16 protein-coding genes are annotated in these 16,580 nt (G+C 72.0%); 4 read left to right on the top strand and 12 right to left on the bottom strand.

The window, feature by feature from the left end:
• Nucleotides 1-52 precede the first annotated feature (52 nt).
• From hemB to AF335_RS22100, 5 genes are read right to left on the bottom strand one after another with little or no spacing between them, the layout of a single operon-like run.
• Nucleotides 53-1,051 carry a porphobilinogen synthase gene (gene hemB / locus AF335_RS22120; RefSeq protein WP_102920215.1) on the bottom strand — a complete coding sequence of 333 codons (999 nt, stop codon included), beginning with the start codon at nucleotides 1,049-1,051 and terminating at the stop codon, nucleotides 53-55.
• Nucleotides 1,048-2,700, bottom strand: coding sequence for a bifunctional uroporphyrinogen-III C-methyltransferase/uroporphyrinogen-III synthase (locus AF335_RS22115; protein WP_102920214.1), 1,653 nt, complete (start codon nucleotides 2,698-2,700; stop codon nucleotides 1,048-1,050). Before AF335_RS22115 ends, hemB begins: the two co-directional genes overlap by 4 nt.
• The gene (hemC, locus tag AF335_RS22110; protein WP_102920213.1) at nucleotides 2,697-3,665 is read right to left on the bottom strand and encodes a hydroxymethylbilane synthase; all 969 of its coding nucleotides are present in this window, start codon (nucleotides 3,663-3,665) and stop codon (nucleotides 2,697-2,699) included. Before hemC ends, AF335_RS22115 begins: the two co-directional genes overlap by 4 nt.
• The gene (locus AF335_RS22105; protein WP_102920212.1) at nucleotides 3,662-5,071 is read right to left on the bottom strand and encodes a glutamyl-tRNA reductase; all 1,410 of its coding nucleotides are present in this window, start codon (nucleotides 5,069-5,071) and stop codon (nucleotides 3,662-3,664) included. Before AF335_RS22105 ends, hemC begins: the two co-directional genes overlap by 4 nt.
• Complete coding sequence (locus AF335_RS22100; RefSeq protein WP_102920211.1) at nucleotides 5,068-5,847, bottom strand: redox-sensing transcriptional repressor Rex; 780 nt, start codon at nucleotides 5,845-5,847, stop codon at nucleotides 5,068-5,070. Before AF335_RS22100 ends, AF335_RS22105 begins: the two co-directional genes overlap by 4 nt.
• Before the next feature lie 374 nt (nucleotides 5,848-6,221).
• On the opposite strand from AF335_RS22100, the gene AF335_RS22095 reads away from it, so the two are divergent.
• The 4 genes from AF335_RS22095 (at nucleotide 6,222) to AF335_RS22080 (ending at nucleotide 10,331) form a co-directional block, all read left to right on the top strand.
• Nucleotides 6,222-6,500 (top strand): glutaredoxin family protein, encoded by a 279-nt coding sequence (locus AF335_RS22095; protein ID WP_102920487.1) that lies wholly within the window; start codon nucleotides 6,222-6,224, stop codon nucleotides 6,498-6,500.
• Nucleotides 6,501-6,626: 126 nt separating this feature from the next.
• Complete coding sequence (locus AF335_RS22090; protein WP_102920210.1) at nucleotides 6,627-7,592, top strand: HAD family hydrolase; 966 nt, start codon at nucleotides 6,627-6,629, stop codon at nucleotides 7,590-7,592.
• Between the two features lie 522 nt (nucleotides 7,593-8,114).
• On the top strand, nucleotides 8,115-8,921 hold the full coding sequence (locus AF335_RS22085) for an ECF subfamily RNA polymerase sigma factor, BldN family (RefSeq protein ID WP_102920209.1): 807 nt from the start codon (nucleotides 8,115-8,117) through the stop codon (nucleotides 8,919-8,921).
• Nucleotides 8,922-9,125: 204 nt separating this feature from the next.
• A complete protein-coding gene (locus AF335_RS22080) occupies nucleotides 9,126-10,331 on the top strand; it encodes a DUF5667 domain-containing protein (RefSeq protein ID WP_102920208.1) in 1,206 nt (401 codons plus the stop codon).
• A gap of 136 nt (nucleotides 10,332-10,467) precedes the next feature.
• Here AF335_RS22080 and AF335_RS22075 read toward each other — a convergent pair whose 3' ends face one another.
• The 7 genes from AF335_RS22075 to AF335_RS22045 all read right to left on the bottom strand — a co-directional run bounded on the left by AF335_RS22075 (nucleotide 10,468) and on the right by AF335_RS22045 (nucleotide 16,492).
• Nucleotides 10,468-11,532: a lysophospholipid acyltransferase family protein gene (locus AF335_RS22075; protein ID WP_102920207.1), complete on the bottom strand. Its 1,065-nt coding sequence runs from the start codon at nucleotides 11,530-11,532 to the stop codon at nucleotides 10,468-10,470.
• A 13-nt stretch (nucleotides 11,533-11,545) separates the two neighbouring features.
• Nucleotides 11,546-12,592 (bottom strand): NAD-dependent epimerase/dehydratase family protein, encoded by a 1,047-nt coding sequence (locus AF335_RS22070; RefSeq protein ID WP_184743976.1) that lies wholly within the window; start codon nucleotides 12,590-12,592, stop codon nucleotides 11,546-11,548.
• A 240-nt stretch (nucleotides 12,593-12,832) separates the two neighbouring features.
• A complete protein-coding gene (locus AF335_RS22065; RefSeq protein ID WP_003948845.1) occupies nucleotides 12,833-12,931 on the bottom strand; it encodes a 30S ribosomal protein bS22 in 99 nt (32 codons plus the stop codon).
• A 110-nt stretch (nucleotides 12,932-13,041) separates the two neighbouring features.
• Complete coding sequence (locus AF335_RS22060; RefSeq protein WP_031145511.1) at nucleotides 13,042-13,251, bottom strand: helix-turn-helix domain-containing protein; 210 nt, start codon at nucleotides 13,249-13,251, stop codon at nucleotides 13,042-13,044.
• A 128-nt stretch (nucleotides 13,252-13,379) separates the two neighbouring features.
• The gene (locus tag AF335_RS22055; RefSeq protein ID WP_102920206.1) at nucleotides 13,380-14,195 is read right to left on the bottom strand and encodes a phosphatase; all 816 of its coding nucleotides are present in this window, start codon (nucleotides 14,193-14,195) and stop codon (nucleotides 13,380-13,382) included.
• Nucleotides 14,196-14,428: 233 nt separating this feature from the next.
• Nucleotides 14,429-15,601: an acetoin utilization protein AcuC gene (locus tag AF335_RS22050; protein WP_102920205.1), complete on the bottom strand. Its 1,173-nt coding sequence runs from the start codon at nucleotides 15,599-15,601 to the stop codon at nucleotides 14,429-14,431.
• A gap of 246 nt (nucleotides 15,602-15,847) precedes the next feature.
• Nucleotides 15,848-16,492 carry an HAD family hydrolase gene (locus AF335_RS22045; protein WP_102920204.1) on the bottom strand — a complete coding sequence of 215 codons (645 nt, stop codon included), beginning with the start codon at nucleotides 16,490-16,492 and terminating at the stop codon, nucleotides 15,848-15,850.
• Nucleotides 16,493-16,580 lie beyond the last annotated feature (88 nt).

Raw genomic sequence — 16,580 nt, 5'->3', positions numbered from 1 at the left:
TACGGATACGGTCGCCCCCGGCTCCTCGCCGTGACTCCGGCGCCCGGTGCCCCTAAGCCCCGAGCCGCCGCGCGACCTCGGTCGCCCAGTAGGTGAGGATCATGTTCGCCCCGGCGCGCTTGACGCCCGTGAGGGTCTCCATGATCGCCCGGTCGCGGTCGATCCAGCCGTTGGCGGCGGCGGCCTCGACCATCGCGTACTCGCCGCTGATCTGGTACGCGGCGACCGGCACGTCGACGGCCTCCGCGACCTTGGCGAGGACGTCCAGGTACGGCAGGGCCGGCTTGACCATGACCATGTCCGCGCCCTCGGCGAGGTCGAGCGCGAGCTCGCGCAGCGACTCCCGGACGTTGGCCGGGTCCTGCTGGTACGTCTTGCGGTCGCCCTGGAGCGACGAGCCGACGGCCTCCCGGAAGGGGCCGTAGAACGCGGAGGCGTACTTCACGGTGTAGGCGAGGATCGAGACGTCCTCGTGGCCGGTCTGGTCGAGCGCGTCGCGGACGACGCCGACCTGACCGTCCATCATGCCGCTGGGGCCGACCACATGGACGCCGGCGTCCGCCTGGACCTGCGCCATCTCGGCGTAGCGCTCCAGCGTGGCGTCGTTGTCCACCCGGCCCGCGGCGTCGAGGACCCCGCAGTGGCCGTGGTCGGTGTACTCGTCCAGGCACAGGTCGGACATGATGATGAGGTCGTCGCCGACCTCGGCCCTCACGTCCCGGATGGCGACCTGGAGGATGCCGTCGGGGTCGGTGCCGGCGGTGCCGGCCGCGTCCTTCTTGGCGTCCTCGGGCACGCCGAAGAGCATGATCCCGGCGACCCCGGCCGCCAGCGCCTCGACGGCCGCCTTCCGCAGCGTGTCCCGGGTGTGCTGGACGACCCCGGGCATGGCGGAGATCGGCACCGGCTCCCGGGCGCCCTCCCGCACAAAGGCGGGAAGGATCAGGTCGGCCGGGTGCAGCCGGGTCTCCGCCACCATGCGGCGCATGGCGGGGGTGGTGCGCAGGCGCCGGGGACGGGACCCCGGGAACGTGCCGTAAGTGGTGCTCAACTCCGTGCCCTTCTACGCGATCCGGGCCGCCGCTCACTGGGGCGCGTGACCGGGTCGCCGGCCTCCAGGGCCGCGTCTCGCCGGGCCGCGCCGAAGTCCGCGAGCGCCTCGGCGAGCTTGTGCACCGAGGGCTCGGGCGACAGCACGTCCACCCGCAGGCCGTGCTCCTCCGCGGTCTTCGCGGTGGCCGGGCCGATGCAGGCGATGACGGTGACATTGTGGGGCTTGCCGGCGATGCCGACCAAGTTCCGCACGGTGCTCGACGAGGTGAACAGCACCGCGTCGAAGCCACCGCCCTTGATCGCCTCACGGGTCTCGGCCGGCGGCGGCGAGGCCCGGACGGTCCGGTAGGCGGTGACGTCGTCGACCTCCCAGCCCAGCTCGATCAGGCCCGCCACCAGGGTCTCGGTGGCGATGTCGGCGCGCGGCAGGAAGACGCGGTCGATCGGGTCGAAGACCGGGTCGTAGGGCGGCCAGTCCTCCAGGAGACCGGCGGCCGACTGCTCGCCGCTGGGCACCAGGTCGGGCTTCACACCGAACTCGACCAGCGACCTGGCGGTCTGCTCGCCGACGGCTGCGACCTTGATGCCGGCGAAGGCGCGCGCGTCGAGCCCGTACTCCTCGAACTTCTCGCGCACCGCCTTGACGGCGTTGACGGAGGTGAAGGCGATCCACTCGTAGCGGCCGGTGACCAGGCCCTTGACCGCGCGCTCCATCTGCTGCGGAGTGCGCGGCGGCTCGACCGCGATGGTCGGGACCTCGCTGGGCACGGCGCCGTACGAACGGAGCTGGTCGGAGAGCGAGGCGGCCTGCTCCTTGGTGCGCGGCACGAGGACGTTCCAGCCGAACAGCGGCTTGGACTCGAACCACGAGAGCGGGTCGCGCTGCGCGGCCGCGCTGCGCTCGCCGACCACGGCTATGACGGGCTGGCCGCCGTCCGGGGACGGCAGGACCTTCGCCGCCTTGAGGACCTGGGCGAGGCTGCCCAGGGTGGCGGTCCAGGTGCGCTGGCGGGTGGTGGTGCCGGCGACGGTGACGGTCATCGGGGTGTCGGGCCTGCGCCCGGCGGAGACCAGCTCGGCGGCGGCCGCGACGACCGAGTCGAGGGTGGTCGAGACGACGGCCGTGACCTCGCTCGCGCCGACCTCGGCCCAGCAGGTGGCCGAGGCGGTGCGGGCGTCGACGAAGCGGACGTCCGCGCGGCCCTTGCCGTCGCGCAGCGGCACTCCGGCGTAGGCGGGCACGCCGACGGCCGTGGCGACGCCCGGCACCACCTCGAAGGTGATGCCCTCGGTGGCGCAGGACAGCATCTCGTCGGCCGCGTGGCCGTCGAGACCGGGGTCGCCGAGGACGGCACGGACGACCCGCCTGCCGCTGCGCGCGGCCGTCATGACAAGATTGGCGGTGTCCCTAAGGGCGGGGACGCCAGCGGTTTTTGATGACTCATCAGTAACCGTCTGCGCAGGCATGTCCACATGGGCGCGCGCGTGCACGCGCACCACGTCGAGCACCTGCGGATCGGCGATCAGGACGTCCGCTGCCGCGAGTGCCTCCACGGCGCGCAGCGTCAGCAGTCCCGGGTCTCCGGGGCCGGCACCGAGAAAGGTGACGTGCCCGTGCACGGGGTGGTTCGGGGCGGTGGGGTTCAAAGTGCTCGCTCCCCCATAAGACCGGCCGCACCCTTGTCGAGCATCGCTGCGGCGAGCTCGCGGCCCAGGGCCACGGCTTCTTCGCTGGACGACGGCACGGGGCCGGTGGTGGACAGCTGCACCAGCGTCTTGCCGTCGGTCGAGCCGACGACGCCGCGCAGGCGCATTTCGGTGACAACCTGCCCGTCAACCAACAGGTCGGCCAACGCACCCACGGGTGCGGAGCAGCCGGCCTCCAGGGCGGCGAGCAGGGATCGCTCGGCGGTCACGGCGACCCGGGTGTACGGGTCGTCGAGCTCGGCGAGCCGGGCGACGAGCTGCGCGTTGGTGGCTGCGCACTCGACTGCCAGGGCCCCCTGGCCGGGGGCGGGCAGAACTGCGTCGGGGTCGAGGAACTCGGTGATGTCCTCGGTCCGACCGATTCGGGCGAGACCCGCGGCGGCCAGCACGACGGCGTCCAGCTCTCCGTCGGTGACGAAGCCGACGCGGGTGTCGATGTTGCCGCGGATCGGCACGGTCTCGATGTCGAGGCCGAGCGACCGCGCCCAGGCGTTGAGCTGCGCCGTGCGGCGCGGCGAACCGGTGCCGATCCGGGCGCCCTTCGGCAGCCGCTCGAAGGTCAGCCCGTCGCGGGCGATCAGCACATCGCGCGGGTCCTCGCGGACCGGGATCGCGGCCAGGACGAGGTCGTCCGGCTGCGCGGTCGGCAGGTCCTTCAGCGAGTGCACCGCGAGGTCGATCTCGCCCGCGAGCAGCGCGTCGCGCAGCGCGGAGACGAAGACCCCGGTGCCGCCGATCTGCGCGAGGGACTCACGCGAGACATCGCCGTAGGTGGTGATCTCGACCAGTTCCACGGGGCGGCCGGTCAGCTGCCGCACGGTCTCCGCCACCTGCCCGGACTGGGCCATGGCGAGCTTGCTCCGGCGGGTGCCGAGGCGCAGCGGGCGCGTAGAGGTGTCGGTCATGCTGGCTCCCGTGCTGTGGTGTGCGTGTCGGCGCGCGAGTCGGCCCGGCTGACCGCGGCGACCGCCTGCGGGTCCAGGTCGAACAGCTCGCGCAGCGCGTCGGCGTAGCCGGCGCCGCCGGGGGTGGCGGCCAGCTCCTTGACGCGCACGGTGGGCGCGTGCAGGAGCTTGTCGACGACGCGGCGCACGGTCTGCGTGATCTCCGCGCGCTGCTTGTCGTCGAGGTCGGGCAGGCGGCCGTCCAGCCGGGCGATCTCGCTCGCGACGACGTCCGCGGCCATGGTGCGCAGGGCGACCACGGTGGGGGTGATGTGCGCGGCCCGCTGGGCGGCGCCGAAGGCGGCGACCTCGTCCGAGACGATGGTGCGCACCTGGTCGACGTCGGCGGCCATGGGCGCGTCGGCGGACGCCTCGGCCAGCGACTCGATGTCGACGAGCCGGGTGCCCTCGATGCGGTGGGCGGCGGCGTCGATGTCGCGGGGCATGGCGAGGTCGAGCAGCGCGAGGCGCACGGCCTTCGCGTCACCGTTCTGCCGGGGCACGACGGCGCCGGCGGTACGGGCCGCGAGGGCGCCCCGGACGGCCTCGGCGGTCAGCACCAGGCCGGTCGCGCCCGTGCAGGACACCACGACGTCGGCGCGGGAGAGCTCCTCGGCGACGGCGGTCATCTCCACGGCCTCGGCCGTGAAGCCGGCGGCTCCGGGGCCGCCGGGCTCGGTGAGGATCGCGGCCAGCCGGCGGGCCCGCTCGGCGGTGCGGTTGGCGATGGCCACGTGCGCCACGCCCGCGCGCGCGAGCGTGGCCGCCGCGAGGGAGGACATCGAACCCGCGCCGATGACGAGGGCGCGCTTGCCCAGAGCCCACTCGGGCACGGCGCCGCCGGCCGCGAGCTGCTCCAGCCCGAAGGTGACCAGGGACTGCCCGGCCCGGTCGATGCCGGTCTCGCTGTGGGCGCGCTTGCCGACCCGCAGGGCCTGCTGGAAGAGGTCGTTCAGCAGCCGGCCCGCGGTGTGCAGCTCCTGGCCGAGCGCGAGGGCGTCCTTGATCTGGCCGAGGATCTGGCCCTCGCCGACGACCATGGAGTCCAGCCCGCAGGCCACCGAGAAGAGGTGGTGGACGGCCCGGTCCTCGTAGTGCACGTAAAGATACGGAGTGAGCTCGTCCAGTCCGACGCCCGTGTGCTGGGCGAGCAGCGTGGACAGCTCGGCGACGCCCGCGTGGAACTTGTCCACGTCGGCGTAGAGCTCGATGCGGTTGCAGGTGGCCAGGACCGTCGCCTCGGTGGCGGGCTCCGCCGCGAGGGTGTCCTGGACCAGCTTGGCCTGCGCGTCACGCGTGAGGGCGGCGCGCTCCAGCACGCTCACCGGCGCACTGCGGTGGCTCAGTCCGACGACCAGCAGGCTCATGCCGGCATCACGGCGGGGACATCCCCGTCCGGGCCCTTCCGGCTCGCCGAGGAGCGGACGCCGCCCGCACCCGAGCGGGCGGCCGACGCCGTCGCGGCGGCGGACGCGCTGTCCTCGCCGGCCTTGCGCTGCTCGTGGAAGGCGAGGATCTGCAGCTCGATGGAGAGGTCGACCTTACGGACGTCCACGCCCTCCGGGACGGAGAGGACGGTGGGCGCGAAGTTGAGGATCGAGGTGACCCCGGCGGCGACGAGCCGGTCGCAGACCTGCTGGGCGGCGCCGGCGGGGGTGGCGATGACGCCGATCGACACGCCGTTGTCGCTGATGATCGCTTCGAGCTCGTCGGTGTGGCGCACGGGCAGCCCGGCGACCGGCTTGCCGGCCATGGCCGGGTCCGCGTCGATCAGGGCCGCGACACGGAACCCGCGCGAGGCGAAGCCGCCGTAGTTGGCGAGCGCGGCGCCGAGGTTGCCGATGCCGACGATGACGACCGGCCAGTCCTGGGTCAGGCCGAGCTCACGGGAGATCTGGTAGACGAGGTACTCGACGTCGTAGCCGACACCGCGGGTGCCGTACGAGCCGAGGTAGCTGAAGTCCTTGCGGAGCTTGGCGGAATTGACGCCCGCAGCGGTCGCGAGTTCCTCGGAGGAGACCGTGGGCACCGAGCGCTCGGAGAGCGCCGTCAGTGCACGCAGATACAGCGGTAGCCGGGCGACGGTGGCCTCGGGAATCCCTCGGCTTCGGGTCGCCGGTCGGTGAGTTCGGCCAGTTGCCACGGTGCTCCTGCGGGTAGAGCGGGGCTGCGGGCGGCACCTCGTCCCAGGACCGCCCCGTCGAACGCAGGCTATGCCTTTGTGAACGCGTGCACAAAGATGGTGTCCGCTTTGTCCGGGCAAAGTGACCGGCGTCACGCGGAGTTTCGACCGGATCCGGGAACCATCGGCCGCACCCCCGCGACCAAGCGGAAGGCCGCGTTCGAGGGAGCCGCGCGAGCGGGCCCGACACCCGGGGTGCACCGACGGGAACACGCGCCCACACTCCCCGTCTCCCTGACCCACTCACCGACAAATCGACACATGATGGTAGTCGACTCAGGCACCCATTCGGGACGTTTCGATCCTCGGCGGACGGGCGCGGCACAATGACCGCCATGACTCCGCTGCTGGGCCGCCGCGCCCGTAAGAACCCCGCCGACAGCACGGTCACCCTGATCGGCAAGCCCGGTTGTCATCTCTGCGACGCCGCCGAGGCCGTCATCACCGAGGTCTGCGGCGAGCTGGGCGCCCGCTGGGAGAAGAAGGACATCACCCGGGACGAGGAACTTCACCGCAAGTACTGGGAGCAGATCCCGGTGATCCTGGTCGACGGCGCGCAGCACGACTTCTGGCGGGTCGACCCGGCACGGCTGCGGCGCGCGCTGGGCGGCTGACCCGCGGGGCGGCGGGGCGCACCGGCCCCTCCGGCGCGCGGGGAGTGACGGGACCGTCGCAGGATGTTCACACCGCCGAGTCGTCCCGGCTCCGGTTACCCCGAACACACTGGCTATGCTCCCCATATGGCCGCACTGGGATGGATCACTCCGCGCAGGCGCTCCGCCACGGCACGCAGCGTGCTGGCCGGCGAGGCCGCGGCGGAGGCAGCCCGCAAGTCCGCGCAGGAGAACGAGGAGGCCGCGGAGGCCGCCGCGCGCGCCGCGGAGGAGACCGCGGAGGCCGGGGCCCCCGCCGAGCCCGAGTTCCCCGTCGTCGGTGACGTACGGGCGGCCGCCTTCTTCGACCTCGACAACACGGTCATGCAGGGCGCCGCGCTGTTCCACTTCGGCCGCGGCCTCTACAAGCGGCACTTCTTCCGCAAGCGCGAGCTGGCGCGCTTCGCGTGGCAGCAGGCGTGGTTCCGGCTCGCGGGCGTCGAGGACCCCGAGCACATGCAGGACGCGCGCGACAGCGCCCTGTCCATCGTCCAGGGCCACCGCGTCTCCGAGCTGATGTCCATCGGCGAGGAGATCTACGACGAGTACATGGCCGAGCGGATCTGGCCGGGCACCCGGGCGCTCGCCCAGGCCCACCTGGACGCGGGCCAGAAGGTCTGGCTGGTCACCGCCGCGCCCATCGAGACCGCGACGATCATCGCCCGCCGGCTGGGCCTGACCGGCGCGCTGGGCACGGTCGCCGAGTCCATCGGCGGCGTCTACACCGGCAAGCTCGTCGGCGAGCCGCTGCACGGCCCCGCGAAGGCCGAGGCCGTCCGGGCGCTGGCCGCGGCCGAGGGCCTGGAGCTGGCCCGCTGCGCGGCGTACAGCGACTCGGCCAACGACATCCCGATGCTGTCGCTCGTCGGCTACCCCTACGCCGTCAACCCCGACGGCCGGCTGCGCAAGCACGCGCGCGAGCACGGCTGGCGGCTGCGCGACTACCGTACGGGCCGCAAGGCGGCCAAGGTCGGCATCCCGGCCGCGGCCGGCGTCGGCGCGCTCGCGGGCGGCGCCGCCGCGGCGATCGCCCTGCACCGCCGCCGGCGCTGACGACCGGGCCCGGGAGCGCGGCCGGACCGGCGCGCCCTCCGGGCCTTCGACGGGACCGGGGGCGGGGCCAGGGGCGGGAACGCGGGCGGCCCCCGGGAGGGCGCCCGACGGGCTCCGGCCCGCACTGACGGGCGTCAACGCGGAACACTCACATCGCGCCACCGAAGAGCGACGGCCACCCGGCCCATCGAACACGGTGCGTAATCACCCGTCACTCTCAGGCAATCCTGTCTTCATACCCTCACACGGCCCCCCTCAGTCATCCCCTGCCCGGATTGCCACAACACGCTGCCCATTCGGCCACACCCTTGCCAAATCTGGTCAACTTCCTTTCATAGTTCGATATTTGATCGGTCACCAAGAGGTAAGAGATCGAACGGAAACGGTGATTTGAGCAACTCGGTGTAGTGCTGCCTGTACGAAGCGTTATTCTCCTCAGACGCAAACCGGTACCCCCTTGTCCCTACGACGAGTGAACGGTCCCGTACTGCACGTGATGGAAGCTCTGCCTCTGGGAGTCCCGTGTACCCACACGTCGGGGTTGACGCCTCGGGCCTGGCTACGCTGCGCGCAACGGTCCTCGACCGTCTGCGCGGCTTCGTCCCCACCGCGTACGCCGTCCCTGCCTTCGCCACACCCGTCCCCGCCGGTCCCCGCTACGCCGGGCCCTGCTACGCCCTCGCCGAGAGCGGTGCCGCGGTCGGCAGACGCGCCCGCCGGGGCGCCGGCTCCGGTACGTCCACGGCGCCCACGACCACCCGCCGCCCGAGCGCCGACAGCGACAGCGCCCGCATGCTCGACCTGGTCGAGCGGGCCCAGGCCGGCGAGGCCGAAGCCTTCGGCCGGCTCTACGACCAGTACGCCGACACGGTCTACCGCTACATCTACTACCGCGTGGGCGGCCGGGCCACGGCCGAGGACCTCACGAGTGAGACGTTCCTGCGCGCCCTGCGCCGCATCGGCACCTTCACCTGGCAGGGCCGCGACTTCGGCGCCTGGCTCGTGACCATCGCCCGCAACCTGGTCGCCGACCACTTCAAGTCCTCGAGATTCCGGCTCGAGGTGACCACCGGCGAGATGCTCGACGCCAACGAGGTCGAGCGCAGCCCCGAGGACTCCGTCCTGGAATCCCTGTCCAACGCCGCACTCCTGGAAGCGGTGCGCAAGCTCAATCCCCAGCAGCAGGAGTGCGTCACCCTGCGCTTCCTCCAGGGCCTCTCGGTCGCCGAGACCGCCCGCGTCATGGGGAAGAACGAAGGCGCCATCAAGACCCTCCAGTACCGCGCGGTGCGCACGCTGGCCCGCCTCCTCCCGGACGACGCGCGCTGACCCGGTGCGCCCGTTCACTCACCGGCGGTCACATCTCCCAGCGCGCGTAACCCGGCCGCCGCGCCGCTCGTTGTGCGGGATGCAGACTCCCTGCGGTCACGCCATGCCCGTAGCCACTCACTCGAAGGAGTGGATGCGCTCATGGCGTGCAACCCTCCAGGTTTTCAGGGGAGTCGACCGTCATGACGAGAGGAGGTGCCGCCTGTGATCGCGAACGTTTCGGCGCACCGGCGGGCGAACGCCTTCGCCCAGGCCCTGGAGGACCAGGAACTCCAGGGCGCGGCGGCCACACAGCCCGGCCCATCGGTGGACGACACCGAGAAGGGCAAGCTGCTGGCACTGGTGGGAGAGCTCGGCGGCCTGCCCGCGCCCGAGCTCGACCCCGAGACCAGAACCGTCCAGCGGGCGCGGCTGATCGCCGCCATGGAAACCCAGTTCGCCGAGGGGTCCGCCGGGATCCCCGAGCCTCGCTCGGGCCGCTCGTCGAAGCGTGGCGCGCACCGCGCGCTCAACCGCCTCAAGCCGCGCTCCCGCTGGTCCAAGGGGCTCGCGGCCGGCGGGCTCACGGTCGGCGTGGCGGCCGGCGCCTTCGGCGGCGTCGCCGCCGCGAGCTCCAGCGCGCTGCCGGGCGATCACCTCTATCCACTCAAGCGCGGCATGGAGGACTTCCGCCTCGGCCTCGCCGACGACGACTCCGACCGCGGCGGGATGCTGCTCGACCAGGCGGCCACCCGCCTCCAGGAGGCCCGCCGCCTCCTGGAGCGCGGCCGCTCGGGCCCCCTCGACCACGAGGCCCTGGGCGAGATCCGCAAGACCCTCTCCGGGATGCGCCACGACGTCTCGGAGGGCCACCGCCTGCTCCACCAGGCGTACAAGCGGGACCGCTCCCTCGCCCCCATCCAGCGCCTCTCGTCCTTCACGGCGCTGCACCGCGAGGGCTGGAGCCAGCTGCGCGACAAGCTCCCGGTCCAGCTGTCCGACGTCGGCGACGACGTCAGCTCGCTGATGGCGGCCATAGACCATGAGGTCGGCCCGCTGCGGTCGCTGCTGCCCACCGCCCCGGGCAAGCACGCCTCCGAGCCCCGCCCCGGCGCGTCCTCCCACGGCACCTCGGGCCGGGCCGGCCACTCCGCCCCGCCGTCCCAGACGGCCGCGGAGTCCGACGGCAAGGGCCCCGGCGGCCACGGCCAGCGGCGCGGCGCGCCCCCCGGCGGCCATGAGGACCACGAGGGCCTCATCGGGGGTACGGGGCTGCTCCAGCCCCCGCCCAGCCCCGTCGGCCCCACCTCGTCCGGGCCGACGCACGGCGGCAAGGACGGCAAGCAGTCCAAGCAGCCGGACATCACCATCCCGCCGCTCCTCCCGGACATCCTTCCGGGCCTCGGCATCCAGGGCGACGAAGAGAAATAGGGCAGCGCCACCGGCCGCCGCCCCGGCGGTCGGTGTTCTTCCCTCGGACTCCGGAAGAACACCGGCCGCCGCGCACCGACCACCGCTCAGGGCCGGTCATGGCCGATCGATCGGGAGAACCCGATCGGAACCCCGGTCAGAAGAACACCGACCGCCGCTGGACCAGCAGCTTGTAGAGCGTGTGCTGAATCGTTTCTCGCACCTGGTCCGTGAGGTTGAACATCAGCATCGGATCGTCCGCCGCCTCCGGCGGATACCCGTCCGTGGGGATCGGCTCACCGAACTGGATCGTCCACTTCGTCGGCAGCGGCACCACGCCCATCGGCCCCAGCCAGGGGAAGGTGGGCGTCAGCGGGAAGTAGGGGATCCCGAGCAGCCGGGCGAGGGTCCGGGAGTTGCCCACCATCGGGTAGATCTCCTCGGCGCCCACGATCGAGCAGGGCACGATCGGCGCCCCGGCACGCAGTGCCGTCTGGACGAAGCCGCCCCGCCCGAAGCGCTGCAGCTTGTACCGCTCCGAGAACGGCTTCCCGATCCCCTTGAACCCCTCCGGCATCACCCCGACCACCTCGCCGCGCTCCAGCAGCTCCTGCGCGTCCTCCGCGCAGGCGAGGGTGTGCCCGAGCTTGCGGGCGATCTCGTTGACCACCGGCAGGACGAAGACCAGGTCCGCCGCCAGCATCCGGAGGTGCCGCCCCGCCGGGTGGTGGTCGTGCACCGCGACCTGGAGCATCAGCCCGTCGACGGGCAGCGTGCCGGAGTGGTTGGCGACGATCAGCGCGGCGCCCTTCTCCGGGATGTTCTCGACGCCCTTCACCTCGACCCGGAAGTACTTCTCGTACAGCGGGCGGAGCGCGGACATCACGACCTGGTCGGTGAGCTCCTGGTCGTAGCCGAAGTCGTCCACCTCGTACTCGCCGGTGATCCGCCGGCGCAGGAAGCTCAGCCCGTGGGCCAGCTTGCGGTCCCATCCCCCGCCGTCCCGCTCCGGCGACCCGGCCCCGCCCCGGCCGCTCTCCGCCGGGCCCGCCTGCGCGGGGACCGTGGGCGCCTCGGTGTCCGGCTCGGGCGCGGCCTGCGTCAGGACCCTCCCGACGGGCGCGAGGGCCGATGTGCGGTCCGTACGGGCCCGGGCCACCCGCTTGCCCTTCCGCTTGGCCCGCGGCTCCTCACCGAACGGGATGACCTTCGCGTCCGCCATCGTGGTGCGCTCCTCAGTTCTGGCCACGGCCGGCAGGCAGGGCCGCGGCGATCCGGTCGACGGTACGGGCGAGGGTGGCGGGTGGCAGCAGCCCCGGGCCCCGGCTGCGCGCGTAGTCCTCGAAGGCTCCCGCGGTGGTGTAGCGGGGTTCAAAGCCCAGCGTCTCGCGCATCTGGGTGGTCCGGACGACACGGCCATGGGTGAGGAGCCGGATCTGCTCGGGCGAGAAGTCCGTCATGCCGGCCGAACGCAGTGCGGAGCCGACCCAGGTGACGGTCGGCAGGAAGAACGGCAGGGTGGGCCGTCCGAGGCGCCGGGCGGCCTGGGAGAGCAGCAGCACCCCGTCGCCCGCGATGTTGAAGGTGCCGCTGTTCAATGTGCCACGGCGCGGCTCGCCGGCGGCTGTCCGCAGCACCTCGATGACGTCGTCCTCGTGGACGAACTGCAGCCGCGGGTCGAAGCCCAGCACCGTGGGCAGCGCGGGCAGCCCGAAGTACTGGGTGAGCGGGGAGTCGGCGCGGGGCCCGAGGATGTTGGCGAAGCGCAGCACGCACACGGCCACGTCGGGCCGGCGGCGCGCGAACCCGCGCACATAGCCCTCGACCTCGACGGCGTCCTTGGCGAAGCCTCCGCTGGGCAGCGACTTGGGCGGGGTGGTCTCGGTGAAGATCGCGGGGTCGCGGGGCGCGGACCCGTAGACGTTGGTGCTGGACTTCACCACGAGCCGCTTCACGGACGGGGTCTTCTGGCAGGCGCCGAGCAGCTGCATGGTGCCGATGACGTTGGTCTCCTTGACCGTGGCCCGGCTGCCGCGCTTGCCCAGAGGGGTGCCGTTCACGTCCATATGGACGACGGTGTCGACACGGTGTTCGGCCAGAAGTCTGCCGATCGTGGGATGGCGGATGTCCGCCCGTAGGAAATCGGCCCCGCCGAGATGGTGCTCGGGTGGCATCGCGTCCACCCCGATGACCCGGTCCACGTCGGGCTCGCGCTGGATGCGGCGGACGAAGCGGCCCCCCAGCTGCCGTGCGACTCCGGTGACGAGCACGACCTTGCCCAAGATCAGCGCCTTCCTTCCCCGCCCATGCCCCGGCTTGCTCGGATCACTCGGGCCCGTCGCGTCGCGCCACGAGTGGTGCTGCCGCGGCCACCGTAGCGGGTCGTTGTTGCGCTGTGATGACCGGCCGCTGCACGGAGCTACATTTCAAGCCGTAGCGAAAGCTTTACGCACCGCAACGCACCGCAGCCCTCCCACCGCCTGAGCGGTGGAAGGGCTGCGGGTCGAGCACAGCGGCGCTGCTTACTTCTTGTTGCGACGCTGAACACGCGTGCGCTTGAGCAGCTTGCGGTGCTTCTTCTTGGCCATCCGCTTGCGCCGCTTCTTGATAACAGAGCCCACGACTACCCTCGCTTACATCGATTCACTCGGTGCGGGGCGTCCGAGCCCACACGACCTACATCGGGCCAGCCTACCCGGCACCGGGCGAACAGCGTAATCCGAGGTCCCCGTCAGGCTGTTTCCACCCCCACGTAGGACTCCCGGAGGTACTCGTGCACCGCTTGCTCTGGGACCCGGAACGACCTTCCCACCCGGATCGCCGGCAGATGACCACTGTGCACCAAGCGGTACACGGTCATCTTGGACACTCGCATCACCGAGGCGACTTCCGCCACGGTCAGGAACACGACCTCGTTGAGAGGCCTCTCGCCAGCAGCCATGACACACCTGAACCTTCCGCACATGACGCGCACCGGCTTCCCCTCCGGTGACTCCTCGTCGCTGCGCGCTCACTCCCCAGGTTAGGGGCGCGTGATGCGAGTGGGGAAGAGGAGCAGCCATCGGCCGCCTACTGTGACAGACACGCTCGATTGAGTACATAGCGAGTAAGCGGTCGGTAGTAATCAGACCGCACAGTGTCATCAAGCGGAACCACGACGGACAGCCGCCCCTCGGCCTCCCCGACGAACGGCGCGGGGTCGTCCGAGTCCGCCAGCCCAATGGCCTCAATGCCCAGCTGACCTGCCCCGCAGACCCATCCGTGGTCCCCCACGACCAGGGCCGGGAGCGGCCCGTCGCCGTCCATCGCGGCGGCCAGCACCATACGAAGCGGGAGCGGCGAATGGGTATGTGCGCCGGGCTCACTTCCCGCCCCCCGTGCGCCGGGTTCACGCACCAGCGCGACGCCTCGAACGTAGTCAAGGTTGTAAGTGCGTACCCCGAACCGGGTCGTTATGTCGACACTTCGACCCTGCGCCGGGGTGAGGACAGTGCATCCCTTCGCCGAGAGACCGGCGGCCAACCCGGCGTAGAAACCCAGGAGTCGGTGGGGGTGCCCGGTGCCGAGCAGCACCGGTGCGCCTGTCGCTGCCACCGTCGCGAGCCGGTCCGCGAAGGCATCGAGTGCCGCGATCGTACGATCGGGGTCGATCACATCCTGCCCCGAAGCATGATTCGGGTCGGCCGAAACCCCGCATCTTCGGCCCATCAGCTGTAACAAATCCCCCAGGAGCCAGTCTCGTTCGGGCTCCAGACCGATCAGTGCCCGGGGGTCCCGGGCCACGAACATGCGGTACCGGCAAAGGCTCCGCTCCCGGGTCGTCGCCACGGGGCCGGCCAGTCGGGCGGCCAGCAGATGGGCACGCAAGGTGCCGGGGCTCAACACAGGACCGATGCTGGCGGACGCCCGGGCGGCATACCGAAGTTCACCCCGGAGTTCCCACGCGTGGCCTAACGGACCGGCAAGTAAGCAAGCCCCACAGGCCACTCTGAGGGCACCGGCAACACAAGGCGTACGTCCATCCGGGTGGCACACCCGTCACACGCGCACAGCGAGCCTCAGGGCCTCCGTTGGCCCCGCGCCCATGGGCGAGCCCGGCGCCACGGGGCCCGGCCGGCTCACGGCAGCAGCCCGTGCGCGGGGAACACGGCCCGCCGCGCCGCCAGTATCGCCTGGTCCAACCGGTCCGCCGGGTCGTACCCGTGGTCGTCGAAGTCCCGCCACTCCAGCGTCCGGCCGTCCGTCATCCGCAGCGGGCCCAACTGCCGCGTACGGCGGAACACTTCGGCCCGCCACTCCTCCGGCACCGCCGACCCGGGCGGCAACGGCCGGCCGGCGGCGACGGCCACCAGGTGCGTCCACGACCGCGGCACGACGTCCACCACGGCGTACCCCCCACCGCCCAGGGCCACCCACCGGCCGCCCGTGTGCTCGTGGGCCAGCGCGTGGCACGCCTCGGCGACCAGCCGCTGGGCGTCCACCGACACCGCCAGATGGGCCAACGGATCCTCGAAGTGCGTGTCGGCACCGTGCTGGGTCACCAGCACCTGCGGCCGGAAAGCGGCCACCAGCTCGGGCACCACCGCGTGGAAGGCCCGCAGCCACCCGGCGTCACCCGTCCCGGCCGGCAGGGCCACGTTCACCGCGCTGCCCTCGGCCCCCGGGGCGCCCGTCTCCTCGGGCCACCCGGTCTGCGGGAAGAGCGTGCGAGGGTGCTCGTGCAGAGAGATCGTGAGCACCCGCGGGTCCTCCCAGAAGGCGGCCTGGACCCCGTCGCCGTGATGGACGTCGACGTCCACGTAGACCACCCGTTCGGCCCCCAGCTCCAGCAGCCGGGCCACGGCCAGGGCGGCGTCGTTGTAGACGCAGAAGCCGGACGCGCCACCGGGCATCGCGTGGTGCAGCCCGCCCGCGAAGTTGACGGCGTGCAGCGCCTCACCGCGCCACACAGCCTCCGCCGCGCCCACGGACTGGCCGGCGATCAGCGCGGCCGCGTCGTGCATCCCGGCGAACGCCGGCACGTCCTCCGTGCCGAGGCCGTACGACCCATCGGCCGCCTCCGGGTGCGCCGACGCCGCGCGGACGGCCGCGATGTAGTCCGCGCGGTGGACGAGCCGGAGCGTCGACTCCCCGGCCGGCCTGGCCGCGGTGACCCGGAGGGCCCGGTCGAGCTCGAACGCCTCGACCAGCCTCATGGTCAGCGCGAGACGCACCGGGTCCATCGGGTGCCCCGGGCCGAAGTCGTAGCCCGTTACCGCCTCGTCCCACATCAGCTGTGCACGGCCGCTCATGCCCGCCACCGTAGCGGGCGGACCCGGGGCCGGAGGATGGGGGCGTACGACAAGATCGCGGGCGCGAGGACCGGGGGAACCGCCATTGCGCGGGCCGCCGTGGCACGCCTCGGCATTCCGCTCGGCATTTCCGCCCGGCATTTCCGCCCGGCATTCCGCGACCCGGATCGCGCGGCCGCCGCTCCCCGGGCCGGCGGATCGACATCGCGCGGCCGTCACCACCCAGGCCGACGGATCAACGGGCCGTCAGGCCAGCAGCCGCGGGAGTTCCGACATCTCGCCGAAGTAGGCGGTGGCTCCGGGCATCCGGTCGCGCGGGGTCATGGAGGTGAACGCGAAGACGTCCATTCCCGCGGCCACCGCGGCCTCGACGCCCCGTGCGCTGTCCTCGACGACGGCACAGCGGTGGGGGGCGACGCCCATGGACCGTGCGGCGTGGAGGAAGAGGTCCGGGGCCGGCTTGCCCTTGTCGACATCGTCGGCGCTGAAGATCCATTCCTCTTCGAACCACTCGTCCATGCCGGTGCGCCGGTGTGCCACCCGGATCCGCTCATGGCTGCCCGAGGAAGCCACGCAGTAGGGAACTCCCTCGGCGACGAGGAGCTCCAGGACCTCGACCGCACCCTTTATCGGCTGGAGGTGCTCCTCGAACGCGGCGAAGGTCCGCGAGTGCAGCGTGTGGTCGAAGTCGGCCGGCAATTCCTGCCCGGTCCGCTCCCGTACGAGGTCGTGGACGCGGTGTACCGCGGCGCCCATGTAGTCGCGGAGGGACTCCTCGTAGGTGGTGGGGTGACCCAGCTCCGTGAGGTATGCGGCGAGGATCGTGTTCGCGACCGGTTCGCTGTCGACGAGCACACCGTCGTTGTCGAAGATGACGAGGTCATAGCGCATGACGTCACCCTAAACGCAAAAATGCCTCAGGCCCCGAGTGAAAACTCGGGGCCTGAGGCTAAAAATTGTTCGGCGGCGTCCTACTCTC

Source organism: Streptomyces eurocidicus (assembly GCF_002891295.1).
In the GTDB taxonomy this organism is placed as follows: Bacteria; Actinomycetota; Actinomycetes; order Streptomycetales; family Streptomycetaceae; genus Streptomyces; species Streptomyces eurocidicus.
Note: the sequence above shows the minus strand (reverse complement) of the source record. Positions and strands in the feature narration are given on the sequence as shown.

Coding starts and splice junctions, on each gene's coding strand:
- AF335_RS22075 (WP_102920207.1), bottom strand. CDS start 11,532: ATGGCGGACGCGAAGGTCATCCCGTTCGGTGAGGAGCCGCGGGCCAAG.
- AF335_RS22060 (WP_031145511.1), bottom strand. CDS start 13,251: ATGGCTGCTGGCGAGAGGCCTCTCAACGAGGTCGTGTTCCTGACCGTG.
- AF335_RS22095 (WP_102920487.1), top strand. CDS start 6,222: ATGACTCCGCTGCTGGGCCGCCGCGCCCGTAAGAACCCCGCCGACAGC.
- hemC (WP_102920213.1), bottom strand. CDS start 3,665: ATGACCGACACCTCTACGCGCCCGCTGCGCCTCGGCACCCGCCGGAGC.
- AF335_RS22045 (WP_102920204.1), bottom strand. CDS start 16,492: ATGCGCTATGACCTCGTCATCTTCGACAACGACGGTGTGCTCGTCGAC.
- AF335_RS22090 (WP_102920210.1), top strand. CDS start 6,627: ATGGCCGCACTGGGATGGATCACTCCGCGCAGGCGCTCCGCCACGGCA.
- AF335_RS22050 (WP_102920205.1), bottom strand. CDS start 15,601: ATGAGCGGCCGTGCACAGCTGATGTGGGACGAGGCGGTAACGGGCTAC.
- AF335_RS22105 (WP_102920212.1), bottom strand. CDS start 5,071: ATGAGCCTGCTGGTCGTCGGACTGAGCCACCGCAGTGCGCCGGTGAGC.